The organism is Archangium violaceum (assembly GCF_016887565.1).
GTDB lineage: Bacteria > Myxococcota > Myxococcia > Myxococcales > Myxococcaceae > Archangium > Archangium violaceum_B.
The window spans coordinates 2,808,967-2,831,080 of record NZ_CP069396.1 but is presented as its reverse complement, the minus strand read 5'-3'; the positions used below and the strand labels follow the sequence as shown (position 1 = coordinate 2,831,080).

Sequence of the window (22,114 nt, the reverse complement as noted above, 5' to 3'; positions counted from 1 at the left end):
CCGCATGACGCAAGCGCGTGACCCTATTATTCTCAGGTCCATGTCCCACCCCCCTCTCTCCCGGCGCGAGCGCATCCATGCGGAGACGGTCCGTGAGATCCGCGGCATCGCCCTGCGACAGGTCGACGAAGGAGGCCTCGCGACGCTCTCTCTCAACGCGATCGCGAAGGAGCTGGGAATGTCCGGCCCCGCCCTCTACCGGTACTTCGCCTCACGGGACGAGCTGCTCGGCGCGCTTCATACCGACATCTACGCCCAACTGGTGACGGCGGTCCGGGAAGCGGCCGAGGCGTCGACAGGGCGCGCACCCTCCGCGCACCTGGCCGCGTACGCCTCCGCCTACCGTGGCTGGGCGCTGAAGCATCCACGCCGGTACGCGCTGCTGTTTGGCGGGCGTGCAGAAGAGTTCAAGGACCCGGCCGAGGCCATCGCGGAGATCCACGAAGGCATGCTCCTCCTCCTGCGACTCCTCGCCGACATCGCTGGCGACCGGCCGGTCACCAGGCCTCCCGACGCGCTCGACCGCCAGCTCACGGCCTGGTCCCGGCGTCGCGCCGGCAACGTGAGCTTCCCGCCGCACATCCTGCGCCTGGGCGTCCTCTTCTGGACGCGCCTGCATGGCATCGTCAGCCTCGAGCTCTCCTCTGTCTTCAAGGACATGGGACTCGACGGGGGTGCGCTGCTCGATGATGAGGTCAAACGCATCATCGACGCAGCAGGGGGCGGCCACTAGAAGCTTGTCGGCGTACCCCACCGTAGAGGGTGAAGCAGAGGGGTGACGCCCCAGGTGGCCCTTCAGAGGGGAGGGAAGTCCTTTACTCGTTATATAAGCACTTATATGATGCCCGCATGAAGGCGGGCCTCGGAACGCAATTGCGGCATTTGATCGAACTCCTCGATGGTGCAGTCAGCGAAGCCTATGCGCAGGAGGGGCTCTCCTACCGACCGCGCTACACGCCGGTCATGCGCGCATTGATGGAGCGCGAGCCATCGACGATCGGTCAGATCGCCGCAGCCGCGGGAATCACCCAGCCCGCCGTGACGCAGACGGTCGCGCTCATGGTCAAGGAAGGCCTGGTCTCCGCGCAGTCGGAGCCGGGCGACAGGCGCGAACGCCTGGTTCGACTCACGGATGCCGGACGTGAGCTGCTCCCTCGGCTGCAAGCGTGCTGGCGAGCCACGGCGGGCGCCGCAGCCGATCTGGATGCCGAGCTGCCCACTCCCCTTTCGCTGACGCTGGAGACGGCCATCGCCGCGCTCGAGGTGAAGCCGTTCGGCGAACGTATCGCCGAGGCGCGCGCCCGGATGGCGGATCACCCCTCCTCCCAACAGCCTCGGTCCAGCACCGAGGCACCCGCCAGGACCCGGGGAATCCGTCGCAAGCCACGCAAGCCCTGACGCCCCCGTCCGTAAGAATGACAATCATGAAATCTCTATTTTTCAATGCCGAAAACAGCTTGCGCAACGGCTGGAAGATTCTTGGCTATTTCTTCATGACGGCCCTCTTCGTGGTCGGCCTGATCTTCATCCGCAGGATGTTGCCTGACACCGTGAGGCCATTCGTGCCGGAGGTGGTTCTCGCATTCCTGGGAGCGTTTGTCCCGACCTGGGTATGTTCGCGCCTGGAGCGCACGTCCCTTGCCGCCCAGGGCTTCGCCATCAGCAAGGCTTCAGGTCGTGACTTTGGACTCGGGTTGGTCGGCGGAGCAGGTCTCGTGGGTCTGACGGCCTTGGGCGTCTGGCTGCTCGACGGTTTTCATCTGGTGCGGACGCCAGATGGCGCCGCCTCGAATCTCCTGAAGGGTGCGGGGACGATGCTCGCCGTCGCGCTCTTCGAGGAGACGCTCTTTCACGGCTATGCGTTCCAGCGGGCCATCAGGGGGATGGGCCCGCTCTGGTCCCAGCTCGTGTTCGCCACGATCTTCGCCCTCGCGCACCCTTTCGACCCAGCCATGGATGGAAGCGTCAGGGTCCTGGCGATGCTCAACATCTTCCTGGCGGGTTGGATGTTGGGCTATTGCTACCTGCGCACAGGTCGCCTGGCACTCCCGATCGGGGTGCATATGGGATGGAACTGGGCGCAGGGTAGCCTGGGATTCGGTGTGAGTGGTAACGCCTCCAAGGGATGGTGGACCCCGGTACTCCATGGCAAGCCCACATGGTTGACCGGGGGCGACTTTGGCCTCGAAGGCTCCGCCATCAGTGTCTTGATTCTCGCGCTGGTCGTGGTCGGGCTGGCGCGTTGGAAGGGAGAAAGGACCCACCAGGAGTTGCCCACGCGCGCGACCGCGTAGCGAGGCCCCCACCAGGGAGGGCCCCGCTCGGACTGGACCCGCTACCTGGCGAGGTCACAGTACTGCGGGTACCGGCTGCAAGGGTAACAGGTGCCACCGGGGCCACCGACGCACACCTCGTTGGTGCCGCACTGGCCCTGCAAGTTGCACATCCGGAGGGCCTGCTCGGTCGACGCCACCTCCGTCACGGACTCCTCCTCGATGGGACCACCACACGCGGCCAGGCCCAGCGTTGCGACGAGCAGCCCCATGCCACGAATCCAGGACATCTTCATGTGCCATTCCTCCTGCGTTGAGTGGGAAGCATGATTCTACGTCTTTCCGGATGAACGCGCTCCTCCAAAATTCACCTGGAGTGAACCCCTTCGCGACGCCCTGTCGGAGACACACAAGACTCGCGAGGCCCGCCGCGGTCGCTCACTTGCGAGGGCTTACGAAGGAGACGACATCACGAAGAAGTGCCTATTCCTCGCGGTGATTCTCACTGACTTTACCTGGGAAAAGCGTATAGAGCCGCCCGCCGTGGATTCCCCACCGCAATAGCAGGAGCAGGCATGCATCTCAAGACGTGGAGCTCGTGGCTCATCTCTCTCGGGCTGACGGGGAGCACCGCAGCGCTGGCGGCGGACTCGGAGCGGGCGGCGCTGGCGGGCGTCGAGGCTCAGGTCCGGGCACTGGGTGGCGAGAAGTCTGTCGAAGCGGATCTGTTGGAGATCAAATTTCATGACAACCAGCTCATCCGGTTGCGCAATGGCGCGCCCACGGACCTGGCGGGGCGCGGGCTGCGCACGTCCCAGGCCTCGGTGCTGCTGAAGGCGGTGGAGGGCGGCAGGTGGATGCGCTCTCACGATGCGTCCGAGGAGGCGCTGGAGACGCTCCAGGCCGAGGGCGAGAAGCGGACGGCCGAGCCGCAGCCGGACCTCAACCTGTACTTCCGCGTGCGGCTTCCGGTGGGCCTGGATGCCAATCGCATCGCGGCGGCCTTCCTCCAGCTTCCGGAGGTGGAGGCCGTCTACCGCGTGCCCGTCCCCGTGGAGCCGCCGACGGCGCCGGACTACTACTCGGTGAGCACGGGCTCGTATCAGAAGTACCAGGACGCGGCGCCCGCGGGCATCGATGGACGCTATGCCGACACCGTGGCGGGCGCGCGCGGCACCAACGTGAAGATCTGCGACGTGGAGTACAGCTTCAACGGCGCGCACGCGGACCTGGGCACGGTGACGGCGGTGGGCCCCGCCGGCGTGGACCCTTTCAACAACACCAATCACGGCACCGCGGTGGCGGGGGTGTACGGTAGCCTGTCCAACGGCGAGGGCACCACCGGCATCGCCTACAACGCGCAGAAGCTGTTCGCGTATGCCAATACGGCGTCTGGCTACAACGTGGGCGCGGCCGTGACGACCTGCGCGGCCAACATCAACGCCGGAGACGTCATCCTCATCGAGCAGCAGATCAGTGGTCCCAATGGCACCGGGAAGTACGTACCGCCCGAGTGGTACAAGCCCTGGTACGACGCCATCAAGGCGGCGGTGGCGGCGAACAAGATCGTCGTCGAGACGGCGGGCAACGGCAGCCAGAACCTGGATGACGCCATCTACTCCACCGGCAACAACGGACACTACCCGTTCCTGGCGGCCAACGACTCGGGCGCCATCCTCGTGGGCGCTGGCAAGTCGCCCGCCTGGGGCAGTACGGCGCGCACCCCCCACGACTACTCCACCTACGGTTCCACGGTGGACCTGCAGGGCTGGGGTGACAGCGTGACGACCACCGGCTACGGCGACCTCTACAGCACCGAGGGCGTCAACCGCTGGTACACCGCGACCTTCTCGGGCACCTCGAGCTCCGCGCCCGTCGTCACCGGCGCGGTGGCCAGCATCCAGGGCGCCGCCCGCGCTTCCGGGCGCGGCGTGCTCACCCCGAGCACGGTGCTCAACCTCCTCTCTGGCACCGGCACGCCGCAGGGCTCCGACCCGCGCCACATCGGCCCCCTGCCGGACCTGCGTCAGGCCCTCACGACCAATCCCATCGACCGCTCGGAGTTCTTCGTCCGGCAGACCTACCTGGATGTGCTCAAGCGCGAGCCCGACGCGGGCGGGCTCGCCAACAATGTGAGCATTTTGCAGAGCTGCAATGGGAACGCGACCTGTCTGGCCTCGAACCGCGTCGCCATCGCGCGCAACATCCTCGAATCACCGGAGAACCGCCAGCAGGACCCGGATCTGAACCCGGCCTCGTCTGGTTACAACTCGGCCTTCGTCACCCATTGCTACACGAACTTCCTGCGGCGCCAGCCGAGTGCGTCGGAAGTTTCCTTCTGGCTGAACATCTTGAACACGGGAGGTGACTACAGCGCGGTCGTCAACGGCTTCATCACCTCCACGGAGTACCGCCAGCGCTTCGGCATGCAGTAGCACGCCTGAGCTCGAGACGGAGTCTATCGCGAGGGCTCGCCGGCCAGCGTCTCGCTGGTCTGGCGGGCCCCCGCGCCTACCGCTGTGTGGAAGTTCGTCGGATGATGGCGATCGCGCAGCCGCATGAACGGCGTCTCGACGAAGCGATGCAGCAGCCAGCCTCCGAGCAGGCAGACGGCCGCGATGATCGCCACCGTGGAACCCTCCCCCAGGCCCCAGGGCTCCAATTGCTTTCGCGCGACATGGGCGAGCGGCTTGTGCGACAGGTAGATGGCATACGACCACGCCGCGAGGGAGGCGGCGCCCGGCACGCGCACGCGGTACAGCAGAGAGCCCGGGCTCAGCGCGGCCACGACCAGCAGCGCGAACGCGCAGGCCAGCAGCGAGTAGCCGAAGGTGGTCATGGCGAAGCCATAACCGTAGCCCTCGATGTAGTAGTAGTTCGCGAGCAGGTAGAAGAGGCCCACGGTGGCGAGCACACCGGCGGCCAGCGTGGCACGGCCCCATCCAATCACCCGCTCCCAGAGGCGCGGATGGAAGTTCTTCAGCATGGCGATGGCCACGCCAGGCAGGAACTCGTCGAATCGGCAGAACGAGGAGTAGTAGATGTTCGGGTAGTAGCCCCGGTCGACACCGCCCGGCTCCTGTCCGTACTGGAACCACAGCACTCCGCGGAGCGCGATGCCGGCGAGGATCAGGCTTGTCAGCGCGAACCAGGCGGCCCGCTTCGACAGGGAACCGCCGAAGTGCAGCGCACCGAGGATGAGCAGCGGTAGCAACAGATAGAACTGCTCCTCGATGCACAGCGACCAGGCATGCGAGAACGCCGTCCCCGGCTGCAACCCCAGGTTCTGCGTGAAGGTCAGGAAGCGCCACAAGGGCGGCGGTGGCCTGCCGCCCATGACCGTGGGCAGCGCGAAATACAGCGCCAGCACCACGTAGTAGTTGGGCAGCGTTCTCAGGAGCCGCCGGATGTAGAACGCCTTCAGCGACAGCGTCTTCCCCTTCGCGATGCCGGCGAAGAGCTGGTTGCCGATGAGGTAGCCGCTCAGCACGAAGAACAGGTCCACCCCTGTCCAGCCCACGGTGCTGGCCCAACCGAAGGTCGGCGTGCCGCTGACGAACACCCTGTAGTGGTAGGCGAACACCAGCAGGATGGCCACCGCTCTCAGCGTGTCGAGCCCATCGAACCGCTTGGGCGTGTTGCTGGCGTCCTGAGTCATCACGATGCGTGGATCCTTCCCGGAAGCGGTCGAGCGACCGCAGCATCGGAGGATTGGCCGAGAACTCCGGCCTCGCCACTATCTGTCGGAACCTTCGCGGCCGTACTTCTTCATGGCCTCCATCAACCGGTCATGCGGGAGGGCGAAGACCCGGATCCCATCCGCGCCGGTCATGGTGTCGGCGGCCAACATCGCGTTGAGGATGGCCTCCTGCGTCGCCTGCACGGTGGCCTCGAAGAGCGGGTTCATGCGCTCGTTGTCGAGTGTGGAGACCGGGGCGACCGGGCCCGGCGTGGGCGGGAGCGTGGCCTGGGTCGAGAAGGCCAGGAAGAGATCTCCGGAGCCGTCCTCCCCAAGCCCGCCCATCTTCGCGATACCGAGCGGCACGCGCCGGGCGAGCCGCCCGAGCTGGTGCGGCAGCAGGGGCGCGTCCGTCGCCACGACCACGATGATCGAGCCCATTCCCTCGGGGAAGGACTGCCGGGAGGCCCCCTGCTTCGAGCACCGGGGCATGTCGGTGATGAGAGGGTTCGACGGAGCCCCATCCCCCGTCGTGCACGCTCGCAGGTCCGGGAGCTCCTCGCCCACCGGGACGCCCGCCACGGTCAGGAGCCGGCGCTGGCCGTAGTTGCACTGCACGAGCACACCCACCGTATAACCCCCCTGCTCCTCCGGGAGCTTGCGCGAGGCCGTGCCAATGCCTCCCTTGAAGCCGTGGCAGATCATCCCCGTTCCACCGCCCACCGAGCCCTCCGCGACGGGCCCCGGGCTCGCACCATCGAGTGCTCGGAAGACGTGCTCCCGCTTCACATGGAAGCCGTCGATGTCGTTCAGGATGCCGTCGTAGGTCTCCGCCACCACGGGCAGGCTGAGCTCGAATGACCGGCCTCGCTTCAGCGCCCAGGCGATGAGCGCGTCGCGCACCGTGCCCACGCTGGAGGTGTTGGTGAGCAGCATGGGGCCATAGAGCAACCCGGACTCGTTCACCCAATGGGTGCCCGTCATCTCCCCATTGCCATTCAGGGCATGCGTGGCCGCGAACACGGGCGCGGTCCCCGCCTTCCCACGAGGCCACACGGCGGTGACTCCCGTGCGCACCGGCCCCTTGCCCACCACGAGCCGCCCCTGACCGGAGACGATCGTGGAGTGACCCACCTCCACCCCCGGCACGTCCGTGATGGCGTCGAGGGTTCCTGGCTGTCCCCCGAAGGGAATTCCCAGCTCCCGGGCACGGGCCTTCGCTGGAACGGACTGAGCGGCGGAGACACCGGGCATTCCCAGGAGGCAGCACACCGCGAGCACGAGAGAAGCAAGGGCGCGAGGACTCATGGCACCTCCGTCAACGTTGTGGGAGCAGGTGTCGTGGCAGTACCATCACGCAATGCCCCCCATCAATCGCCCCCTGTTCGAAGCCATGCTCGAGCGGGTCAGCACGTCCAATCCGGACTGCGAGCTGGAGTTCAGCCAGATGAGCTTCAAGGCATCTCCCGGGCTGTATCTGAAGGGAGGATTGGCCGACACCCTCTTCATGGGCAGCGATTGGATGGCGCACAACGTCCTACGGACCTACTCCAAGGACGGGAACTGCCTGGCACACGCCTACTTCTGGTGCGCCGATCACTTGAAGGGGACCACGGCGCATTGGCGCGCGCGCGCGAAGTCGGCGCGTCCCCGGCTCAATACGAGCCAGGTCATGAAGATGCAGCACAAGCTCACCAAGCACCTGGCCTCCATCTTCTCCGCCAAGGACGAGGATCCCGTCTTCACCCACCGTGTCTTCAACGACACGAACATCGGCGCGTTGTTCAAGGACTTCGATACCGAGCTCAACGCGCGCTCCATCTCCTGGGATACCCGGCAGTTCAGCCGTGCCATTGGTGCCATGGGCGTTTACTTCATGAGGAAGCGCGTGGGCACGGATGACATCAACGCCCGCTACCTCCTCTATCACCTCTATGGCTATGGCGGAGACAAGGACACCAAGAAGGCGCTCACGGCCCAGGGCATCGACTTCGATGCGATGAAGAAGGGCACCTTCCTGCTCTACACCTTCAAACACGCCTTGGGACTGCACGGGGACGGAGATGGGATCTTCCATCTCTTCGACCCCAACTACGGGCAATACCAGCTCACCTTCGACTCGGTGGATGGGCTCCTCGGTCTCTTCAACGAGCTTGGACAGCTCTACGAGAACGACACGCACGGCAAGTACCTGAGGATCCTCAGGTACGAGCTGGACGCCACCGAGGAGGTGTGACGACCGCATCCCCGGACCCGGGAGGGGATGCGGCAGTCCTGCCTACGGGCCGCGGAGCACGGTCAATCCCTGGTCGGTGAGCACGAGCAGCATGCTCGGCGTCACGGTGGGTTCGTAGACGAGCTGCGAGACCTGCTGGCCGGATACCTGCGGCACCCTGGCCAACGTCACGCCGTCCGGCTCCAACCTCCAGAGACCCGCGCCATCCGTGCCAATGTAGAGCGCACCATCGTCCGTCGCCTCGAGCGCCAGGATCCGGTTCGTCGGCAGCCCGGCGAGCTTCGACCAGTTCCCCGCGGAGCGGGACTTCGGCGTCATCGCCCAGACGCCAAACTCCTCGCTCCCCAGGTAGTAGCGGCCCGAGGTGGTCTGCTCGAAGGCACGCCAGAAATCATCATCCGCCTGACCGTTGAGCGCTTCATTGAAGCCCTTGAACCGCCAGGGCGTGGGACCCTCCCAGGTCTTCTCGCGGTCCCACTCCTCGAGCTTCGCACTCGGGACGAGCACGCCGAGCATCTGCTCGTTGGCGACGAGGACATCCCCGTTCGGCGCGATGCCGAGCCCATACATCGGCGGGCACTGGAGCGACTCGTCCCGCGAGCCGTCCGGATTCGTGGTGATGAGGTACCAGCCCGGATGACGGTGGCTGTTGTACGTGAGCCCCTGGATGCGGGTCACCCCGTGGTTCGTCGTGATGTAGAGGTCGCCGCGATACTTGCCGCGCGTCACGCGGGCGCAGTTCAGGACGCTGCGATCCTCCTCGTAGTGGAAGTCGTTCGTGTTGTGGATGCCGATCTGCTTGCCCTCGTTCGACGAGCCGGTGGTGCGCCAGATGTGCTCCTCGAGCACGACGGACCCATCGGTCTGGAGGCGGACCGCGTCCAGATCTCCCTTCTGGTACTCGGCGTAGCGCTCGGGCGTGTAGTAGTCATCGCCCGGTCCAGGGATGTACGTGCGCTGCCGGATCCCCGGCGCCTTCTGCATCTCGGCGGCGCGATACCCCACGTAGGCGCGCCCGGCCTCACCGCCGCAGATGACCGTCGAGTCGATGGCGAGCGAATCCCGGCCGAACGGCAGGCGCGCCTGTCCGACCCCCGTGGTCCACGTCGGGGCCGCGTCACCCGGGCGCAGCACGCCGATGCGGTTGCCGTCGAGCAGCCAGAGGTTCAGCCCCTCATCGAGTCCAACGCTCCTCGGTCTGCCGACGCCAAACGCCCGCGAGTAGTCGAGCACCGCATCCACCGGCCAGGGACCCGCATCCGGCGGCTCGCCGGCGTCCGGCGTCGTCCCGGCATCTGGCGACTCGCCAGCATCGGGCGTCGCCCCACCATCCCCCCCGTCCGGCGTGGAAACCGGGGGAGTTCCGCCATCCACCAAGAGAACCGGAGGAGTGTCCGATGGAACTTCGCTTCCCTCCCCTGGACCTGGCTCCTGATTCTCCGGCGGGTCGACTGTCCGGGTCCGGTCACCGCAACCCACCGAGAGCAATGAAATGACCACGAGTCCCACTCCCACCGCGCCTGCACGAAGTCCCATGCGTTCACCTGTCGATGGGCGGCTCGATCGCAAGTCCCGGGCCGACGGCGAACACAAGCGCGTCCGGATCGCGGTGTTTCTCTCGTTGCCGATTCGCATTTGAGCGACTATGGGCATTGCAGAACGAGCTGGCGCCGATTTCCGTGCACCAGCCACCACCCAGCCGTTTCCACAGGAGAATCAGATGGCCGCGAAGACGAAGACCGCCACCGCGAAGAAGGCTGCCGCCTCCGACAGGGGCCCGACCAAGTCCGAGCTGCTGGTGTCCATCGCCGAGCAGACCGGGTTGAGCAAGAAGCAGGTCACCTCCGTCTTCGACGCACTCGGCGAGCAGATCCAGAAGAGCCTGGGCAGCCGCGGCCCCGGCAAGTTCGTGGTCCCCGGCCTGATGAAGCTGAAGGTGGTGAAGAAGCCGGCCACCAAGGCGCGCAAGGGCATCAACCCCTTCACCGGCCAGGAGACGACGTTCAAGGCCAAGCCGGCTCGCAAGGTCGTGAAGATCCAGCCGCTCAAGGCCCTGAAGGACATGCTCTAGGAAGACCCGCCCAGGAGGGTGCCGCTCCCCGTCGGAGCGCGCCCTCCCGGGCACCGTGCCCTCCGTTCCCGTGAGACAAGTCGTGGCCCCTGGAGCGGGGACTACGGGTAGCGCACGGGGGCGGGGGGATCCTCGGGAAGCGGGATGAACTCCGTCTCCTGGGGCACTTTGGCGAAGCGCCCGGCCTTCCAGTCCGCCTTCGCCTCCTCCAGCCGCTCCTTCGAGCTCGAGACGAAGTTCCAGTAGATGTAGCGCGGTCCGTCCATCGGCTCGCCGCCGAGCAACATCATGCGCGCCGGCTCGGAGGCCTGGAGGGCGATCTCACTCCCAGGACGGAAGACGAGGAGCTCTCCCGCGCTGAACTCGATGCCGTCGATCTCCACCGTGCCCTGGGCGAGGTAGAGCGCACGCTCCTCGTGCTCGGCCGGAATCACCAGGCCCGCCCCCGCCTCCAGCACCGCGTCCGCGTAGAACATGTCCGAGAGCGTCTGGACGGGCGAGCGCTTCCCGTGGAGCGAGCCCGCGATGACGTGCATCCGCACGCCCTCGCCCTCGAGGAAGGGCATCGTCTCGGTGGCATGGTGGACGAAGGCCGGCGCGGTCTCCTCGTGCTTCTTCGGGAGCGCCACCCAGGCCTGGATGCCGAAGAGCCGCCCGCCCGCGGCCCGCGTCTCGGGGCCCGTGCGCTCGGAGTGGACGATGCCGCGCCCCGCCGTCATCCAGTTCACCTCGCCGGGCCGGATGGGTTGCACCATGCCCAGACTGTCGCGGTGGAGGATCTCCCCCTCGAAGAGGTAGGTCACGGTGGCCAGGCCGATGTGGGGGTGCGGCCGCACGTCGAGCCCATGGCCCGAGCGGAACACCGCGGGCCCCATCTGGTCGAGGAAGATGAAGGGGCCCACCATCCGGCGCTGGGCCGAGGGCAGCGCCCGACGCACCTCGAATCCATCACCCAGGTCCCGGGTACGGGTGACGATGAGCGTCTCCATCCCGGGGGGGAGGTGTGTCTCTCTCGTTTCATCCCAGCTCATGTGTGACTCCTTCCAGCAGATCAGGGCAGCTCGTCAGGACGTACAACAGCATGTGGGAAACACCCGCTCCCCACTAGCGGTGGATGACAGGATGGACTGTTCCAAGGGTAGAACAATCCTCCCCCATCATTCCGGTGAAGGCGCGGGCCAGCGCTCCCGCAGGAAGTCCACGAAGGCCATCACCTTGGGTGAATGATGCCGGGCGCTCGGGTAGACCACATGCACCGGTGCTCCCGACGACCCCCAGTCCGGCAGGATGCGTTGCAGGCGTCCGGCGGCGATATCGCTGGAGCAGTGGATGTTGGGCAGGAGGGCGACCCCGGCCCCCGCCAGCGTCACGGCGCGGAGCATGTCCGGCTCGTTCACGACGAAGCGGGCGCGGACCTGGACCTCGACCGACCGGCTCCCGGCACTCAGGCTCCAGACGTTCCCCTCCCTCCCCGCGCCAAAGAGGAGGCAGTCGTGCTTCTCGAGCTCCTTCGGGGACCTGGGCGCTCCCCGCGCCTTGATGTAGCTCGGAGCCGCCACGACGAGCCGCTCGATGACTCCCAGCCGCCGGGCGATGAAGGACGAGTCGGCGAGCCGTCCCGCGCGAATGGCCAGGTCGAACCCCTCCCCCACCAGGTCGACCGTGCGATCCGTGCACACCAGATCGAGCTGCACCTCGGGGTAGCTCTTCATGAACTCCGCGACGAGCGGCCCCAGGTGGCTGAAGGTCAGGGGGGCCGTCACGCGCAGCAGCCCATGGGGCACGGCCTGCATGCGAGTGACGGACTGCTCGGCGGCCTCCGCCTCGGCCACGATGCGGGCACAGTGCTCGTAGTAGGCCCGGCCCACCTCCGTGAGGTGCAGCTTGCGCGTCGTGCGCTGCAGCAGTTGCGCGCCAACACGCTCCTCGAGCTCGGACACCTTCCGGCTGACGGTGGACTTGGGCATCTGGAGCCCCCGCGCCGCCTCCGTGAAGCTGCCAGCCTGCACCACCCTGGCGAAGACCAGGAGCTCGTTGAGGTCCATGTCGATTCCCGCTCCGGAAGTCGTTCCATGAGTGGAACAATGCGTCCAGTCCGACCCATCTAATCAGGGCTACCGCCCACCGCTACATTCCGCGACGTTCCCGACCTTCTCGTCCGAACCCACCCCAGGAGACCCCATGTCCATCGATTCCCAGACCGAGCAGAGCGGCACGTTCCGGCAGGTCATCCACGTCGGCTCCCACACCTTCCACGCCGACGTCCCCCCTTCGATGGGCGGCCAGGCCTCCGCTCCGGGACCCCATGACTACTTCGATGCCTCCCTGGCGGCGTGCAAGGCGCTCACGGCCACCTGGTACGCGAAGAAGCACGGCATCGCCCTGGAGCGCGTCGAGGCCCACGTGGAGCGCGACGACTCGCGCGAGCGCCAGGGCACCTACTCGCTCCGGGTGAAGCTCGCGTTCCACGGCGCGCTGTCCCAGGAAGAGAAGCAGAGGCTCCACGCCGCCGTCGCGCAGTGCCCCATCCACAAGCTGATGACCACGACGACCGTGGAGATCGTCACGGAGCCGCTCGAGGCGGTTTGAAGCCGGCGTCACACCGGGACGCTCGGTTCGGGGAGCGCGGGACCCGGCACCACCTCGCGGCGCTTCCACAGGAAATAGACCGCCGGGTAGACGAGCAGCTCCAACAGGAAGCTGGTGGCCAGGCCGCCCACCATGGGTGCCGCGATGCGCTTCATGACGTCCGCGCCCGTTCCGGTGGACCACATGATGGGGAGCAGGCCCAACATCGCCGCCATGACCGTCATCGCCTTGGGCCGTACGCGCTTCACGGCACCGTGCACGATGGCCTCCACCAGGTCCCCTTCCGTGCGCAGCATCCCGCGCTTCTTCGCCTCGTCGTGGGACAGGTCCAGGAAGAGCAGCATGAAGGCGCCGGTCTCCGCGTCCAGGCCCATCAGCGCGATCATCCCCACCCACACCGCGATGGAGATGTTGTAGTCGAGCGCCCACAGCAGCCACACCGCCCCAATGGCCGAGAAGGGCACCGCCAGCATCACCAGGCCCGCCTTGAAGGCAGACTTGGTGTTCATGTACAGCAGCCCGAAGATGAGCACGAGCGTGAGCGGGATGACGAGCTGGAGCCGCTCCCTGACGCGCAGCATGTTCTCGTACTGGCCGCTCCACGTCATGGAGTAGCCGGCCGGCACCTTCACGCCCGCGGCCACCGCCTCCTTCGCGCGCTCCACGAAGCCGCCCACGTCGTACTTCGACGTGTCGAAGTCCACGTAGACGTAGCCGGTGAGCATCCCGTTCTCGTTGCGAATCATCGAGGGGCCATGCGCGAGCACCACGTCCGCGATGGCCTCCATGGGAATCTGGCCCTTGCCGTCCGGAAGCGGCAGCAACACGCGCTTCAGCGACTGGAGGTCCTCGCGGTAGTCACGCGCGTAGCGCACGTTGATGCCGTAGCGCTCGCGGCCCTCCACGGTGGTGGACTGGTTGTCGCCCCCCACCGCGGTCATCACCATCATGTTCGCGTCATCCACGCTCAGGCCGTAGCGGGCGAGCTCGCCTCGCTTGAGCACGAAGTCCAGGAAGTAGCCTCCCGCCACGCGCTCGGCGAACGCGCTGCGGGTGCCCTCCACCCGGGCCATCACGGCCTCCGTCTCGCGGGCGATCCGCTCCACGGTGGTCAGGTCCGCTCCCATGATCTTGATGCCCACCGGCGTGCGGATGCCCGTGGACAGCATGTCCAGCCGGCCCTTGATGGGCATGGTCCAGGCGTTGGAGATGCCCGGCAGCTGGAGCGCGGCGTTCATCTTCGACTCCAGCTCCGCCTGGGTGATGCGGTCCCGCCAGAAGGGGCGCAGCATCCCCTTCAGCCACTCGGGCGCCCAGCCGCTGTACCAGCGTGGCACTTCGCGCCACTGGGACTCGGGGCGCAGCAGCACCGTCGTCTCCATCATGGTGAACGGGGCGGGGTCCGTGGAGGTGTTGGCGCGGCCCGCCTTGCCGAAGACGCGCTCCACCTCGGGGAACTGCATGAGCAGCTTGTCCTGCACCTGCAGCACGCGCTGCGCCTCCGTCACGGACATGCCGGGCTCCACCGCCGAGGGCATGTAGAGGATGGTGCCCTCGTTGAGCGGAGGCATGAACTCGCTGCCCAGCTGCAGGTACAGGGGAATGGTGGTCGCCACCAGCACCGCGCTCACCGCCAGGGTGGCCTTCGCGTGCCGCAGGACGAAGCGGCAGGGGCCCTCGTAGAGCCGGTGCATCAGCCGGCTGATGGGGTGCCGCTCCTCCGAGTAATACCTGCCCACGAAGGCCTGCGTCGCCGCCCACGCCAGGAACCTCGGGCGGAAGTGGAAGGGCTCCACGCGTGCGAAGAGCATCCGCATGGCCGGGTCGAGGGTGATCGCCAGCAGCGCGGCGATCGCCATGGCGAGGTTCTTCGAATACGCCAGCGGCCGGAAGAGACGGCCCTCCTGGTCCACCAGCGTGAAGATGGGCATGAAGGCCACGGCGATGACGAGCAGGCTGAAGAAGACGCCCGGCCCCACCTCCATCAGCGCCTCCAGGCGCACCTGGTGGAAGTCGCCCTTCTTGCCGTCCTTCATCCAGTGGTGGATCTTGTTGTACGCGTTCTCCACCTCGACGATGGCTCCGTCCACCAGCACGCCGATGGAGATGGCGATGCCGGCCAGCGACATGAGGTTGGCGTTCAGCCCCATCGCGTACATGGGGATGAAGGCCAGCGCCACCGACACTGGAATGGTGACGATGGGCACGATGGCGGAAGGCACGTGCCACAGGAAGATGAGGATGATGAGGGAGACGATGAGGATCTCCTCCACCAGCTTGTGCGTCACCGTGTCGATGGCGCGCTCGATGAGGTCCGAGCGGTCGTAGGTGGTGACGATCTCCACGCCCTCGGGCAGCGAGGGTTTCAGCTCCTCGAGCTTCGCCTTCACGCGCTCGATGACGTTGAGTGCGTTCTCCCCCTGGCGCATCACCACGATGCCGCCCACCACGTCCCCTTCCCCGTCCAGGTCCGCCACGCCCCGGCGCAGCTCGGGACCCAGCGTCACGCTGGCCACGTCCTTGATGGTGACGGGCGTGCCTCCCTGGGCCTTCAGGACGAGCTTCTCGATGTCCTCCACGCTCTTCACGTAGCCACGGCCGCGGACCATGTACTCGCGCCCGGCCACCTCCACCAACCGTCCCCCCACGTCATTGTTGCCCTGGCGAACCGCGCGCACCACCGCGTCCAGCGACAGCCCGTAGCTGGCCAGCGTGTTGGGGTTGACCGTCACCTGGTACTGGCGCACCTGGCCGCCCACGGTCGCCACCTCGGACACGCCCGGCACGCTCTGGATGGCATAGCGCAGGAACCAGTCCTGGTAGGAGCGCAGCTCGTCCAGCCGGTGCTTGCCGCTCCTGTCCACCAGCGCGTACTGGAACACCCACCCCACGCTGGTGGCGTCCGGGCCCAGCTCCACCTTCACGTCCTGCGGCAGCTGGGACGTTATCTTCGACAGGTACTCGAGCACCCGCGTGCGCGCCCAGTACATGTCCGTGCCATCCTCGAAGATGACGTACACGTAGCTGAAGCCGAAGTCGCTGAAGCCTCGGACCGCCTTGACCTTCGGGGCGCCCAGCAGCGCGGTGGTGATGGGATAGGTGACCTGGTCCTCGATGATGTCGGGGCTGCGGTCCCACCGCCCGTAGACGATGACCTGCGTGTCGGACAGGTCCGGCAGCGCGTCCAGCGGCGTGTTCCGCATCGTCCACCAGGCGCCGAGGAGCGCTACCACCGTGGCCGCGATGACGAGGTACTTGTTCTCCGCCGAGAAGCGGATGATGGCGCGAATCATGGCTCAGTGGCCTCCGTGGCCGGAGGCGGCGGGAGGAGCAGGCGCCGGGGTGCCCCCCGAGGAGGAGGCGGCCAGCGCCGCCAGCGACGCGCGCAGGCGCGATTCGGAGTCGATGAGGAAGTTGGCGCCAGTGACGACCTGCTCGCCCGCCTTCAGGCCCGACGTCACCTCCACGCTCTTCCCATCCGACTCGCCCAGGCGCACCTCGCGCGGCTGGAAGCGGCCGTCGCCCAGCGCCACGAAGACCACCTGGGTCGTGCCGGTGGGGACGACCGCGTCGGACGGAATCTTCAGCCCCTCGCGGGTCGTGCCCCGGAGCACCACCTCACCGAACATCTCGGGACGCAGGTCGCCGTCGGGATTGGGGAACTCCAGGCGCACCTTCACCGTGCGCGTGGCCGGGTCGAGCACCGGGTCCAGGAAGGACACCTTCCCCGCGAACACCCGGTTGGGGAACGCCTTGAGCTGAAGCGTGGCGGGCATGCCCACCTTCACGTGCCGCAGCTCGGTCTCGTACACATCGGCGAGCACCCATACTCGCGACAGGTCGACGACCTCGTAGGCAGTGGCGCCCACCTCCAGGCGCGCCCCCTCCACCACGTCCTTCTTGGTGATGACCCCGGAGATGGGCGACACCAGGGTGAGGGAGCGGGTGGCCTCGCCCGTCTCGGCGAGCCGCTCCAGGGTGGCCGCCGGCACGTCCCACAGCTGCAGCTTGCGTCGGGCCGCGGCCACCAGGGCGTCACCGTCCGCCGCCATCCCTCCGGCCTGGCCCAGGGACTGCCGCGTGCGCAGCGCCAGCAGGTACTCCTCCTGGGCCGCGAGCAGCTCCGGGCTGTAGACGGAGAAGAGCGGCTCCCCCTTCCGCACCGGCTTGCCGGTGAAGTCCACGTACACGCGCTCGACGAACGCGGGCACCTTCATGGTGACGCGGCGCACGCGGGTCTCGTCCATGGCAACCCGGCCCGTGGTCCTCCAGGTTCCCCCGACCCTGCCCTCCGTCACCGGCGCGGTGCGCAGGCCGATGAGCTGCTGGCGCGAGGGGTCGATGGTGATGGGGGCCAGGCCCTCCACCGCGGCGGTGCCCGGGTCGCCAGGAGAAGCCGACCCGGGCGTCATCGCCACCAGGTCCATGCCGCAGATGGGGCACTTGCCCGGGTGGTCCTGCACGATGCTCGGGTGCATCGGGCACTGGTATTTCGTGACCGCCGGCTCGGAGGCGCTCGGGGTGGTGCCGGCCGCGGGGGCCGGCGCGTGAGCGTCGGGCGCTTCATGCCCGTGCGACAGCAGGTGCACGACGCCGCCGCCCAGTACGGCGCTGGCCAGCGCCGTGACGACGAGCACGGCGGCTCCGAAGCGGCGGCGCGACGGGGGTGGCGAAGGGGGGATGGGCGGAGTCTCGAGGGACATGGGTTCTCCGGGGCTACATCCCCGACATGGAGGAAGAGGTTGAGGGGGCCGCACCGGGAGCACTCCCCGCTGGAGCGGCGCCACGCGCGGAAGCGGAGGGGGCGCTCCCCGCCCCGGGCATTCCGCCCGCGCCCTGACCACCGCCGCCCATCGACGCCACGGGCTCCAGGCTCACCTCGGCCTGGGCGATGGCGAGGCGCTGCGCGTCGACGAGCGTCCGCAGATAGTCCTCCTCGTCGCGGATGATGCCGGTGTTGGCTTCCAGCACCGAGGCGAACGAGGCGCGCCCCACCCGGTACTGCGTCAGGGTGCTCTCGGCGGTCGCCGCCGATTGCATCAAGAGACCGTCACGGTAGATCGCCACCGTGTCGCGCAGCGCCTCCAGGGCGATGAGGCGCTCCCGGACCCGCAGGCGGAGATCCTGCTCCAGCGCGGCCACCGCGTGGGTCGTGGACTCTGTCTGGGCACCGCTCTCGGCCACCACGCGGCTCCGCATCCTCCCGGAGAAGACGGGCAGGTTGACGCCAACGCTGGCCTGCCACATGGGAGGGAAGTCGCCGCCCCGGGGCATCACCCCCGCGCTCACGGTGAAGTCGGGCAGGCGTTCACGGCGCGCCAGCGCCATCTGCTGCTCCGCCTGCGCCATCAACGCACGCCTCTCGGCCAGCTCGGGGCTTCGCTCGAGCGAGTCCCGTTCCGCGGCTTCGCGGTCGCCGAGCTCCGGCACTCCCACGTCGCGCACGCGCGTGGTGGTGGGGAGGGGCTCATCCAGGGGCCGGCCGCTCTGCCGGTTCAGGGACTGCACACGGACGCGCTCCTCGGCGCGCAGGGCCAGCTGGCGCTGGCGCAGCCGGTTGAGCTCGAGCTGGGCACGCAGCAGGTCCGACTGGGCCCCCTCGCCCGTCTCGTAGCGGATGCGGGCCATGTCGGCGGACTGCTTCCAGAGCGCCTGCAGCCGGTCCAGCAGCACGAGCCGCTCGCGCGTCAGCAGCAGGTCGAGGTAGCCCCGGCGCACCTCGGCCTCGATGGACAGCCGCGCTCGCGCCACCCGCGCCGACACGGCCGTGGCGCCGAGCCGGGCCACTTCGGTGCGCAGCGCGCGCTTTCCCGGGAAGGGCAGTGCCTGGGAGGCCATGATGCTGATGTAGCTGCCCTCCATCTCGCCGATCATGAGTCCGTCGAAGCCGTCGTTCTGGATGCCCACCTGCAGCACCGGATCCGGCAGGGCTCCCGCCTGGGGGACACGCTCCCGAGCGGCCCGCACCTGGGCCTCCGCCTGGCGCAACTCCGGGCGCGCCTCGAGGGCTTCCGCGAGGAGCTGCTCCAGCGTCGCGTCCGTCGGCAGCGCCGATGCGGGAGCCGCTCGAGTGACCGGCGTGCGAGTCTCCTCCCGCGCGAGCGCCACCAGCGGCGAGAGCAGCACCAGCACGAGAGCCAGGTGCCCTCGCGGGGAGCGCCGCCAGCCCGAGGCGAGGACAGACCGGGAGATGTCGTGAGTGGGTTGCACGACCCCGGGTTGTGCACGGCTTGTGCCACGGGCCATGTCCCGCCCGAGAGAGAGGAACCCCGGGCACGGCGTGCTCCATCAGGCGCCCGGCGAGTCACTGTGTAACTCTGGGAATCACATCTCCCGTGGGGCAAAGGCGCGCGCATCGACGGGGAGGACAGGTGGCACCCGCCTTGCGTACTACTGATGGAGGAGAGCTCATCCATGCAGGTCCCCTCAGGCACCGCCCGACGTCTCAGCCTGGCCCTCGCCGCCCTGGTTTCCCTCTTCGTGGTCTCCTCCCTCCTCGTCCTCGTCCATATGCGGGAGATCCATTCCCGCCTGGTCGAGATGCAGGCGCGGCAGCATGCCGTCCGCTCGGCGCTCGAGGTGGCCAGCGCCATCCGGGACTCCTACGCGCACCAGGCCCATACCCTCATCCTGGGCAACGACAGCCACCTGCACTTCTATGAGACGGCCGCCCAACGGGTGAACCGGCTGACGCAGGTGATGAAGGCGCAGGCCTCGGAGCCCGAGGAGCAGGCCTGGGTGGCCGACATCGAGCGCGCACAGCGGTCGCTGGACACCCTCTTCCGCGAGGCGCTCCTGCCCGCGGTGCTGTCGGGAAGGAAGGAGGACATGGACCGCGAGCATGGCCGGGCGCTCGGGCTCGTGTCCCAGATGGAGGAGCGCACGGACCGGCTGGTGAGCCACTTCAACCGCTCGGTGGACGAGGCCGAGGCCCGTGTGAGCGAGCTCCAGAGCTCCGCCTTCCAGTGGACCCTGTTCTTCCTGGTGGGCGCGCCGCTGCTGGCCATGGGCGTGGGCGTCTATGTCGTCCGCTCCGTGGCCCGGCCCGTGGCCCGGCTGCGCGAGGGCGCGGCGCGGCTGGCCGCGGGAGACATGCACGCACGCATCGACATCACGACCCCCGACGAGTTCGGCGAGCTGGCCCACCAGTTCAACGCCATGACGGCGGCGCTGCGCGAGCATCAGGAGCGGCTGGTGCAGAGCGAGAAGCTCGCGGGCATCGGCCGGCTGGCGGCGGGCGTGGCCCATGAGATCAACAACCCGCTCACCGTCATCCTCGGCTATGTGGGCATGATGAAGAAGAAGGCGGAGGGGAGCCTGCGCGAGGACCTCCAGGTCATCGAGGACGAGGCGGTGCGCAGCCGTGACATCGTCGAGGACCTGCTCGCGCTCTCGCGCCCCCTCCCCGCCGAGCCGGAGCCGGTGGACCTGCGCGCCTTGTGCGAGGAGGTGGTGGAGCGGCTGCGGCAGGGAGGCCAGCTCGGAGCCGTGCGGGTGGACGTCGAAGGCGAGGCGCGCACCGCGGGACACCTGACGAAGCTGCGCCAGGTGGTGCTCAACCTGATTCGCAACGCGGTGGACGCCTGCGGAGCGGAGGGACGGGTGCGGGTGCTCCTGGCGCAGACGGAGAAGGGCGCCGAGCTGCACGTGGAGGACACGGGCCCGGGCCTGAGCGTCACGGCGCGCGAGCGCCTCTTCGAGCCCTTCTTCACCACGAAGCCCAGTGGGACGGGACTGGGCCTCGCCATCAGTCAGAGCATCGTGCAGGCGCACGGTGGCAACCTGGAGGCCGCCGCCGGTACGGGGCCCGGTGCACACTTCACCGTGTGGCTGCCCGCCACGCAGCCAGGGAGGGCGTGAGGCATGGAGACGCGCGGACGCGTGCTGGTGGTGGACGACAAGGAGAACATCCTCAAGCTCTTCGCCCGGCTGCTGGGCGATACCTATGAGGTGACGTGCGCGGAGGACGGGTCGCGCGCCCTGGCGCTGCTGGAGGCGCAGGAGTTCGACGTCGTGGTGTCCGACGTCCGCATGCCCGGCGCGGACGGCTTCGAGGTGCTGCGCGCCGTCAAATCCCGCCACCCCGACACCGAGGTGGTGATGATGACGGGCTACGCCACGGTGCCGGACGCGGTGGAGGCGATGCGGGCGGGCGCCTTCGACTACCTCCAGAAGCCCTTCCTCCCCGACGCCCCCGTCGAGCTGGTCACACGGGCGATGGAGCGTCGGCGGCTGCGCCTCCAGGCGGAGGTGCTGGGGCGGAAATCACCGAGCCCGGACTTCTCCTTCACCGGGGCCGTGGGCCACAGCGCGGCGATGCAGGAGGCGCATCGGCTCATCGAGCAGGCGGCGCGCCTGGACATCACCGTGCTGCTGACGGGCGAGACGGGCACGGGCAAGGAGCTGGCGGCGCGGGCCGTCCACCTCAACAGCGCCCGGCGCGAGCGCCCCTTCGTGCCCGTCAACTGTGGCGCACTGCCGACGGAGCTCGTGGAGAGCGAGCTGTTCGGCCACGGAAAGGGAGCCTTCACCGGCGCGGTCCAGGCCAAGGCGGGCCTCTTCGAGGAAGCCAACGGCGGAACGATCTTCCTGGATGAAGTGGGTGACCTGCCGCTGAACGCGCAGGTGAAGCTCCTGCGTGTGCTGCAAGAGCGGGAGGTCCGGCGCGTGGGGGAGACACGGCCCGTGCAGGTGGACGTGCGGGTGGTGGCGGCCACCCACCGTGACCTGCGTGCCGCGGCGGCCCAGGGGCGCTTCCGGGAGGATCTCTTCTACCGGCTCAATGTCTTCCCGGTCCAGCTGCCGCCCCTGCGCGAGCGCAAGGAGGACATCCCCCTGCTGGCGGCCCACCTGCTCGACAAGCACTGCAAGACGATGGGGCGCCCGCTGGAGGGCATCACCCCGGAGGCCCTGCGCGCCCTCATGGGCTACCCGTGGCCGGGGAACGTGCGTGAGCTGGAGAACGCCCTCATGCGCGCGGTGGCGGTGGCCACCGGCCCCCACGTGACGGAGCGCGACCTGCCGCCCGAGGTGCGAGAGCGGCAGGAAGGCGCCCTGCCGGGTGCGGCGGCGAAGCAGTTGCCCTACCGGGACGCGCTCGACCTGGCCAGGGATCGCTTCTCGCGCGAGTACCTCACGGCACTGATGCGTGACTTCGAGGGCAACGTCACCCGTGCCGCCGAGCACGCTGGCATCGAGCGAGAGAGCCTGCACCGCCTGCTCAAGCGCTACAGCATCCGCTCCGACGACTTCAAGCCGCGCTAGCG

18 protein-coding genes are annotated in these 22,114 nt (G+C 68.1%); 9 read left to right on the top strand and 9 right to left on the bottom strand.

All coding sequences use genetic code 11. The features are described from left to right. Window positions 1-40: 40 nt before the first annotated feature. From JRI60_RS11725 to JRI60_RS11715, 3 genes are all read left to right on the top strand, one after another. The gene (locus tag JRI60_RS11725) at window positions 41-733 is read left to right on the top strand and encodes a TetR/AcrR family transcriptional regulator (RefSeq protein WP_204225936.1); all 693 of its coding nucleotides are present in this window, start codon (window positions 41-43) and stop codon (window positions 731-733) included. A 116-nt stretch (window positions 734-849) separates the two neighbouring features. Further along, window positions 850-1,398 (top strand): MarR family winged helix-turn-helix transcriptional regulator, encoded by a 549-nt coding sequence (locus JRI60_RS11720; protein ID WP_204225935.1) that lies wholly within the window; start codon window positions 850-852, stop codon window positions 1,396-1,398. 26 nt (window positions 1,399-1,424) lie between these two features. Further along, window positions 1,425-2,294, top strand: coding sequence for a CPBP family intramembrane glutamic endopeptidase (locus tag JRI60_RS11715; protein ID WP_204225934.1), 870 nt, complete (start codon window positions 1,425-1,427; stop codon window positions 2,292-2,294). Between the two features lie 41 nt (window positions 2,295-2,335). On the opposite strand, the gene JRI60_RS11710 is transcribed toward JRI60_RS11715, so the two are convergent. Continuing rightward, window positions 2,336-2,569: a hypothetical protein gene (locus tag JRI60_RS11710; RefSeq protein ID WP_204225933.1), complete on the bottom strand. Its 234-nt coding sequence runs from the start codon at window positions 2,567-2,569 to the stop codon at window positions 2,336-2,338. A 279-nt stretch (window positions 2,570-2,848) separates the two neighbouring features. Here JRI60_RS11710 and JRI60_RS11705 point away from each other — a divergent pair, with 279 nt between their 5' ends. Continuing rightward, window positions 2,849-4,708 carry a DUF4214 domain-containing protein gene (locus JRI60_RS11705; protein ID WP_204225932.1) on the top strand — a complete coding sequence of 620 codons (1,860 nt, stop codon included), beginning with the start codon at window positions 2,849-2,851 and terminating at the stop codon, window positions 4,706-4,708. Window positions 4,709-4,731: 23 nt separating this feature from the next. Here the strand turns inward: JRI60_RS11705 and JRI60_RS11700 are convergent, their stop codons facing one another. Next, a complete protein-coding gene (locus JRI60_RS11700; protein WP_239470776.1) occupies window positions 4,732-5,931 on the bottom strand; it encodes an acyltransferase family protein in 1,200 nt (399 codons plus the stop codon). 78 nt (window positions 5,932-6,009) lie between these two features. After that, window positions 6,010-7,260: a P1 family peptidase gene (locus JRI60_RS11695; protein ID WP_204225930.1), complete on the bottom strand. Its 1,251-nt coding sequence runs from the start codon at window positions 7,258-7,260 to the stop codon at window positions 6,010-6,012. A gap of 52 nt (window positions 7,261-7,312) precedes the next feature. Here JRI60_RS11695 and JRI60_RS11690 point away from each other — a divergent pair, with 52 nt between their 5' ends. Continuing rightward, window positions 7,313-8,188, top strand: a complete 876-nt coding sequence (locus JRI60_RS11690) for a hypothetical protein (protein ID WP_204225929.1) — start codon at window positions 7,313-7,315, stop codon at window positions 8,186-8,188. 42 nt (window positions 8,189-8,230) lie between these two features. On the opposite strand, the gene JRI60_RS11685 is transcribed toward JRI60_RS11690, so the two are convergent. Beyond that, window positions 8,231-9,562, bottom strand: coding sequence for a hypothetical protein (locus tag JRI60_RS11685; RefSeq protein ID WP_239470775.1), 1,332 nt, complete (start codon window positions 9,560-9,562; stop codon window positions 8,231-8,233). 346 nt (window positions 9,563-9,908) lie between these two features. Here JRI60_RS11685 and JRI60_RS11680 point away from each other — a divergent pair, with 346 nt between their 5' ends. After that, window positions 9,909-10,259: an HU family DNA-binding protein gene (locus tag JRI60_RS11680; RefSeq protein WP_204225927.1), complete on the top strand. Its 351-nt coding sequence runs from the start codon at window positions 9,909-9,911 to the stop codon at window positions 10,257-10,259. A gap of 101 nt (window positions 10,260-10,360) precedes the next feature. On the opposite strand, the gene JRI60_RS11675 is transcribed toward JRI60_RS11680, so the two are convergent. Further along, window positions 10,361-11,290, bottom strand: coding sequence for a pirin family protein (locus JRI60_RS11675; RefSeq protein WP_204225926.1), 930 nt, complete (start codon window positions 11,288-11,290; stop codon window positions 10,361-10,363). A gap of 126 nt (window positions 11,291-11,416) precedes the next feature. Next, window positions 11,417-12,304, bottom strand: coding sequence for a LysR family transcriptional regulator (locus JRI60_RS11670; protein WP_204225925.1), 888 nt, complete (start codon window positions 12,302-12,304; stop codon window positions 11,417-11,419). Between the two features lie 136 nt (window positions 12,305-12,440). On the opposite strand from JRI60_RS11670, the gene JRI60_RS11665 reads away from it, so the two are divergent. Beyond that, window positions 12,441-12,848, top strand: coding sequence for an OsmC family protein (locus JRI60_RS11665; protein WP_204225924.1), 408 nt, complete (start codon window positions 12,441-12,443; stop codon window positions 12,846-12,848). A gap of 8 nt (window positions 12,849-12,856) precedes the next feature. On the opposite strand, the gene JRI60_RS11660 is transcribed toward JRI60_RS11665, so the two are convergent. The 3 genes from JRI60_RS11660 to JRI60_RS11650 are packed head-to-tail and all read right to left on the bottom strand — an operon-like array spanning window position 12,857 to window position 19,058. Then, complete coding sequence (locus JRI60_RS11660) at window positions 12,857-16,141, bottom strand: efflux RND transporter permease subunit (RefSeq protein ID WP_204225923.1); 3,285 nt, start codon at window positions 16,139-16,141, stop codon at window positions 12,857-12,859. Between the two features lie 3 nt (window positions 16,142-16,144). Beyond that, window positions 16,145-17,551: an efflux RND transporter periplasmic adaptor subunit gene (locus JRI60_RS11655; protein ID WP_204225922.1), complete on the bottom strand. Its 1,407-nt coding sequence runs from the start codon at window positions 17,549-17,551 to the stop codon at window positions 16,145-16,147. Window positions 17,552-17,564: 13 nt separating this feature from the next. Then, window positions 17,565-19,058: a TolC family protein gene (locus JRI60_RS11650; protein ID WP_275439192.1), complete on the bottom strand. Its 1,494-nt coding sequence runs from the start codon at window positions 19,056-19,058 to the stop codon at window positions 17,565-17,567. A gap of 204 nt (window positions 19,059-19,262) precedes the next feature. Between JRI60_RS11650 and JRI60_RS11645 the strand changes: the two genes are divergently transcribed. Beyond that, entirely contained in the window at window positions 19,263-20,708 is a 1,446-nt protein-coding gene (locus tag JRI60_RS11645) for a sensor histidine kinase (RefSeq protein ID WP_204225920.1), read from the top strand. Window positions 20,709-20,711: 3 nt separating this feature from the next. Then, a complete protein-coding gene (locus JRI60_RS11640; protein ID WP_204225919.1) occupies window positions 20,712-22,112 on the top strand; it encodes a sigma-54-dependent transcriptional regulator in 1,401 nt (466 codons plus the stop codon). Window positions 22,113-22,114 lie beyond the last annotated feature (2 nt).

Excerpts from the sequence above, each read along its gene's own strand:
- JRI60_RS11705 (WP_204225932.1), top strand. The coding sequence starts at position 2,849 with ATGCATCTCAAGACGTGGAGCTCGTGGCTCATCTCTCTCGGGCTGACG.
- JRI60_RS11665 (WP_204225924.1), top strand. The coding sequence starts at position 12,441 with ATGTCCATCGATTCCCAGACCGAGCAGAGCGGCACGTTCCGGCAGGTC.
- JRI60_RS11720 (WP_204225935.1), top strand. The coding sequence starts at position 850 with ATGAAGGCGGGCCTCGGAACGCAATTGCGGCATTTGATCGAACTCCTC.
- JRI60_RS11695 (WP_204225930.1), bottom strand. The coding sequence starts at position 7,260 with ATGAGTCCTCGCGCCCTTGCTTCTCTCGTGCTCGCGGTGTGCTGCCTC.
- JRI60_RS11710 (WP_204225933.1), bottom strand. The coding sequence starts at position 2,569 with ATGAAGATGTCCTGGATTCGTGGCATGGGGCTGCTCGTCGCAACGCTG.
- JRI60_RS11725 (WP_204225936.1), top strand. The coding sequence starts at position 41 with ATGTCCCACCCCCCTCTCTCCCGGCGCGAGCGCATCCATGCGGAGACG.
- JRI60_RS11675 (WP_204225926.1), bottom strand. The coding sequence starts at position 11,290 with ATGAGCTGGGATGAAACGAGAGAGACACACCTCCCCCCCGGGATGGAG.
- JRI60_RS11670 (WP_204225925.1), bottom strand. The coding sequence starts at position 12,304 with ATGGACCTCAACGAGCTCCTGGTCTTCGCCAGGGTGGTGCAGGCTGGC.
- JRI60_RS11690 (WP_204225929.1), top strand. The coding sequence starts at position 7,313 with ATGCCCCCCATCAATCGCCCCCTGTTCGAAGCCATGCTCGAGCGGGTC.
- JRI60_RS11640 (WP_204225919.1), top strand. The coding sequence starts at position 20,712 with ATGGAGACGCGCGGACGCGTGCTGGTGGTGGACGACAAGGAGAACATC.
- JRI60_RS11655 (WP_204225922.1), bottom strand. The coding sequence starts at position 17,551 with ATGTCCCTCGAGACTCCGCCCATCCCCCCTTCGCCACCCCCGTCGCGC.
- JRI60_RS11680 (WP_204225927.1), top strand. The coding sequence starts at position 9,909 with ATGGCCGCGAAGACGAAGACCGCCACCGCGAAGAAGGCTGCCGCCTCC.
- JRI60_RS11645 (WP_204225920.1), top strand. The coding sequence starts at position 19,263 with ATGCAGGTCCCCTCAGGCACCGCCCGACGTCTCAGCCTGGCCCTCGCC.
- JRI60_RS11700 (WP_239470776.1), bottom strand. The coding sequence starts at position 5,931 with ATGACTCAGGACGCCAGCAACACGCCCAAGCGGTTCGATGGGCTCGAC.
- JRI60_RS11715 (WP_204225934.1), top strand. The coding sequence starts at position 1,425 with ATGAAATCTCTATTTTTCAATGCCGAAAACAGCTTGCGCAACGGCTGG.
- JRI60_RS11660 (WP_204225923.1), bottom strand. The coding sequence starts at position 16,141 with ATGATTCGCGCCATCATCCGCTTCTCGGCGGAGAACAAGTACCTCGTC.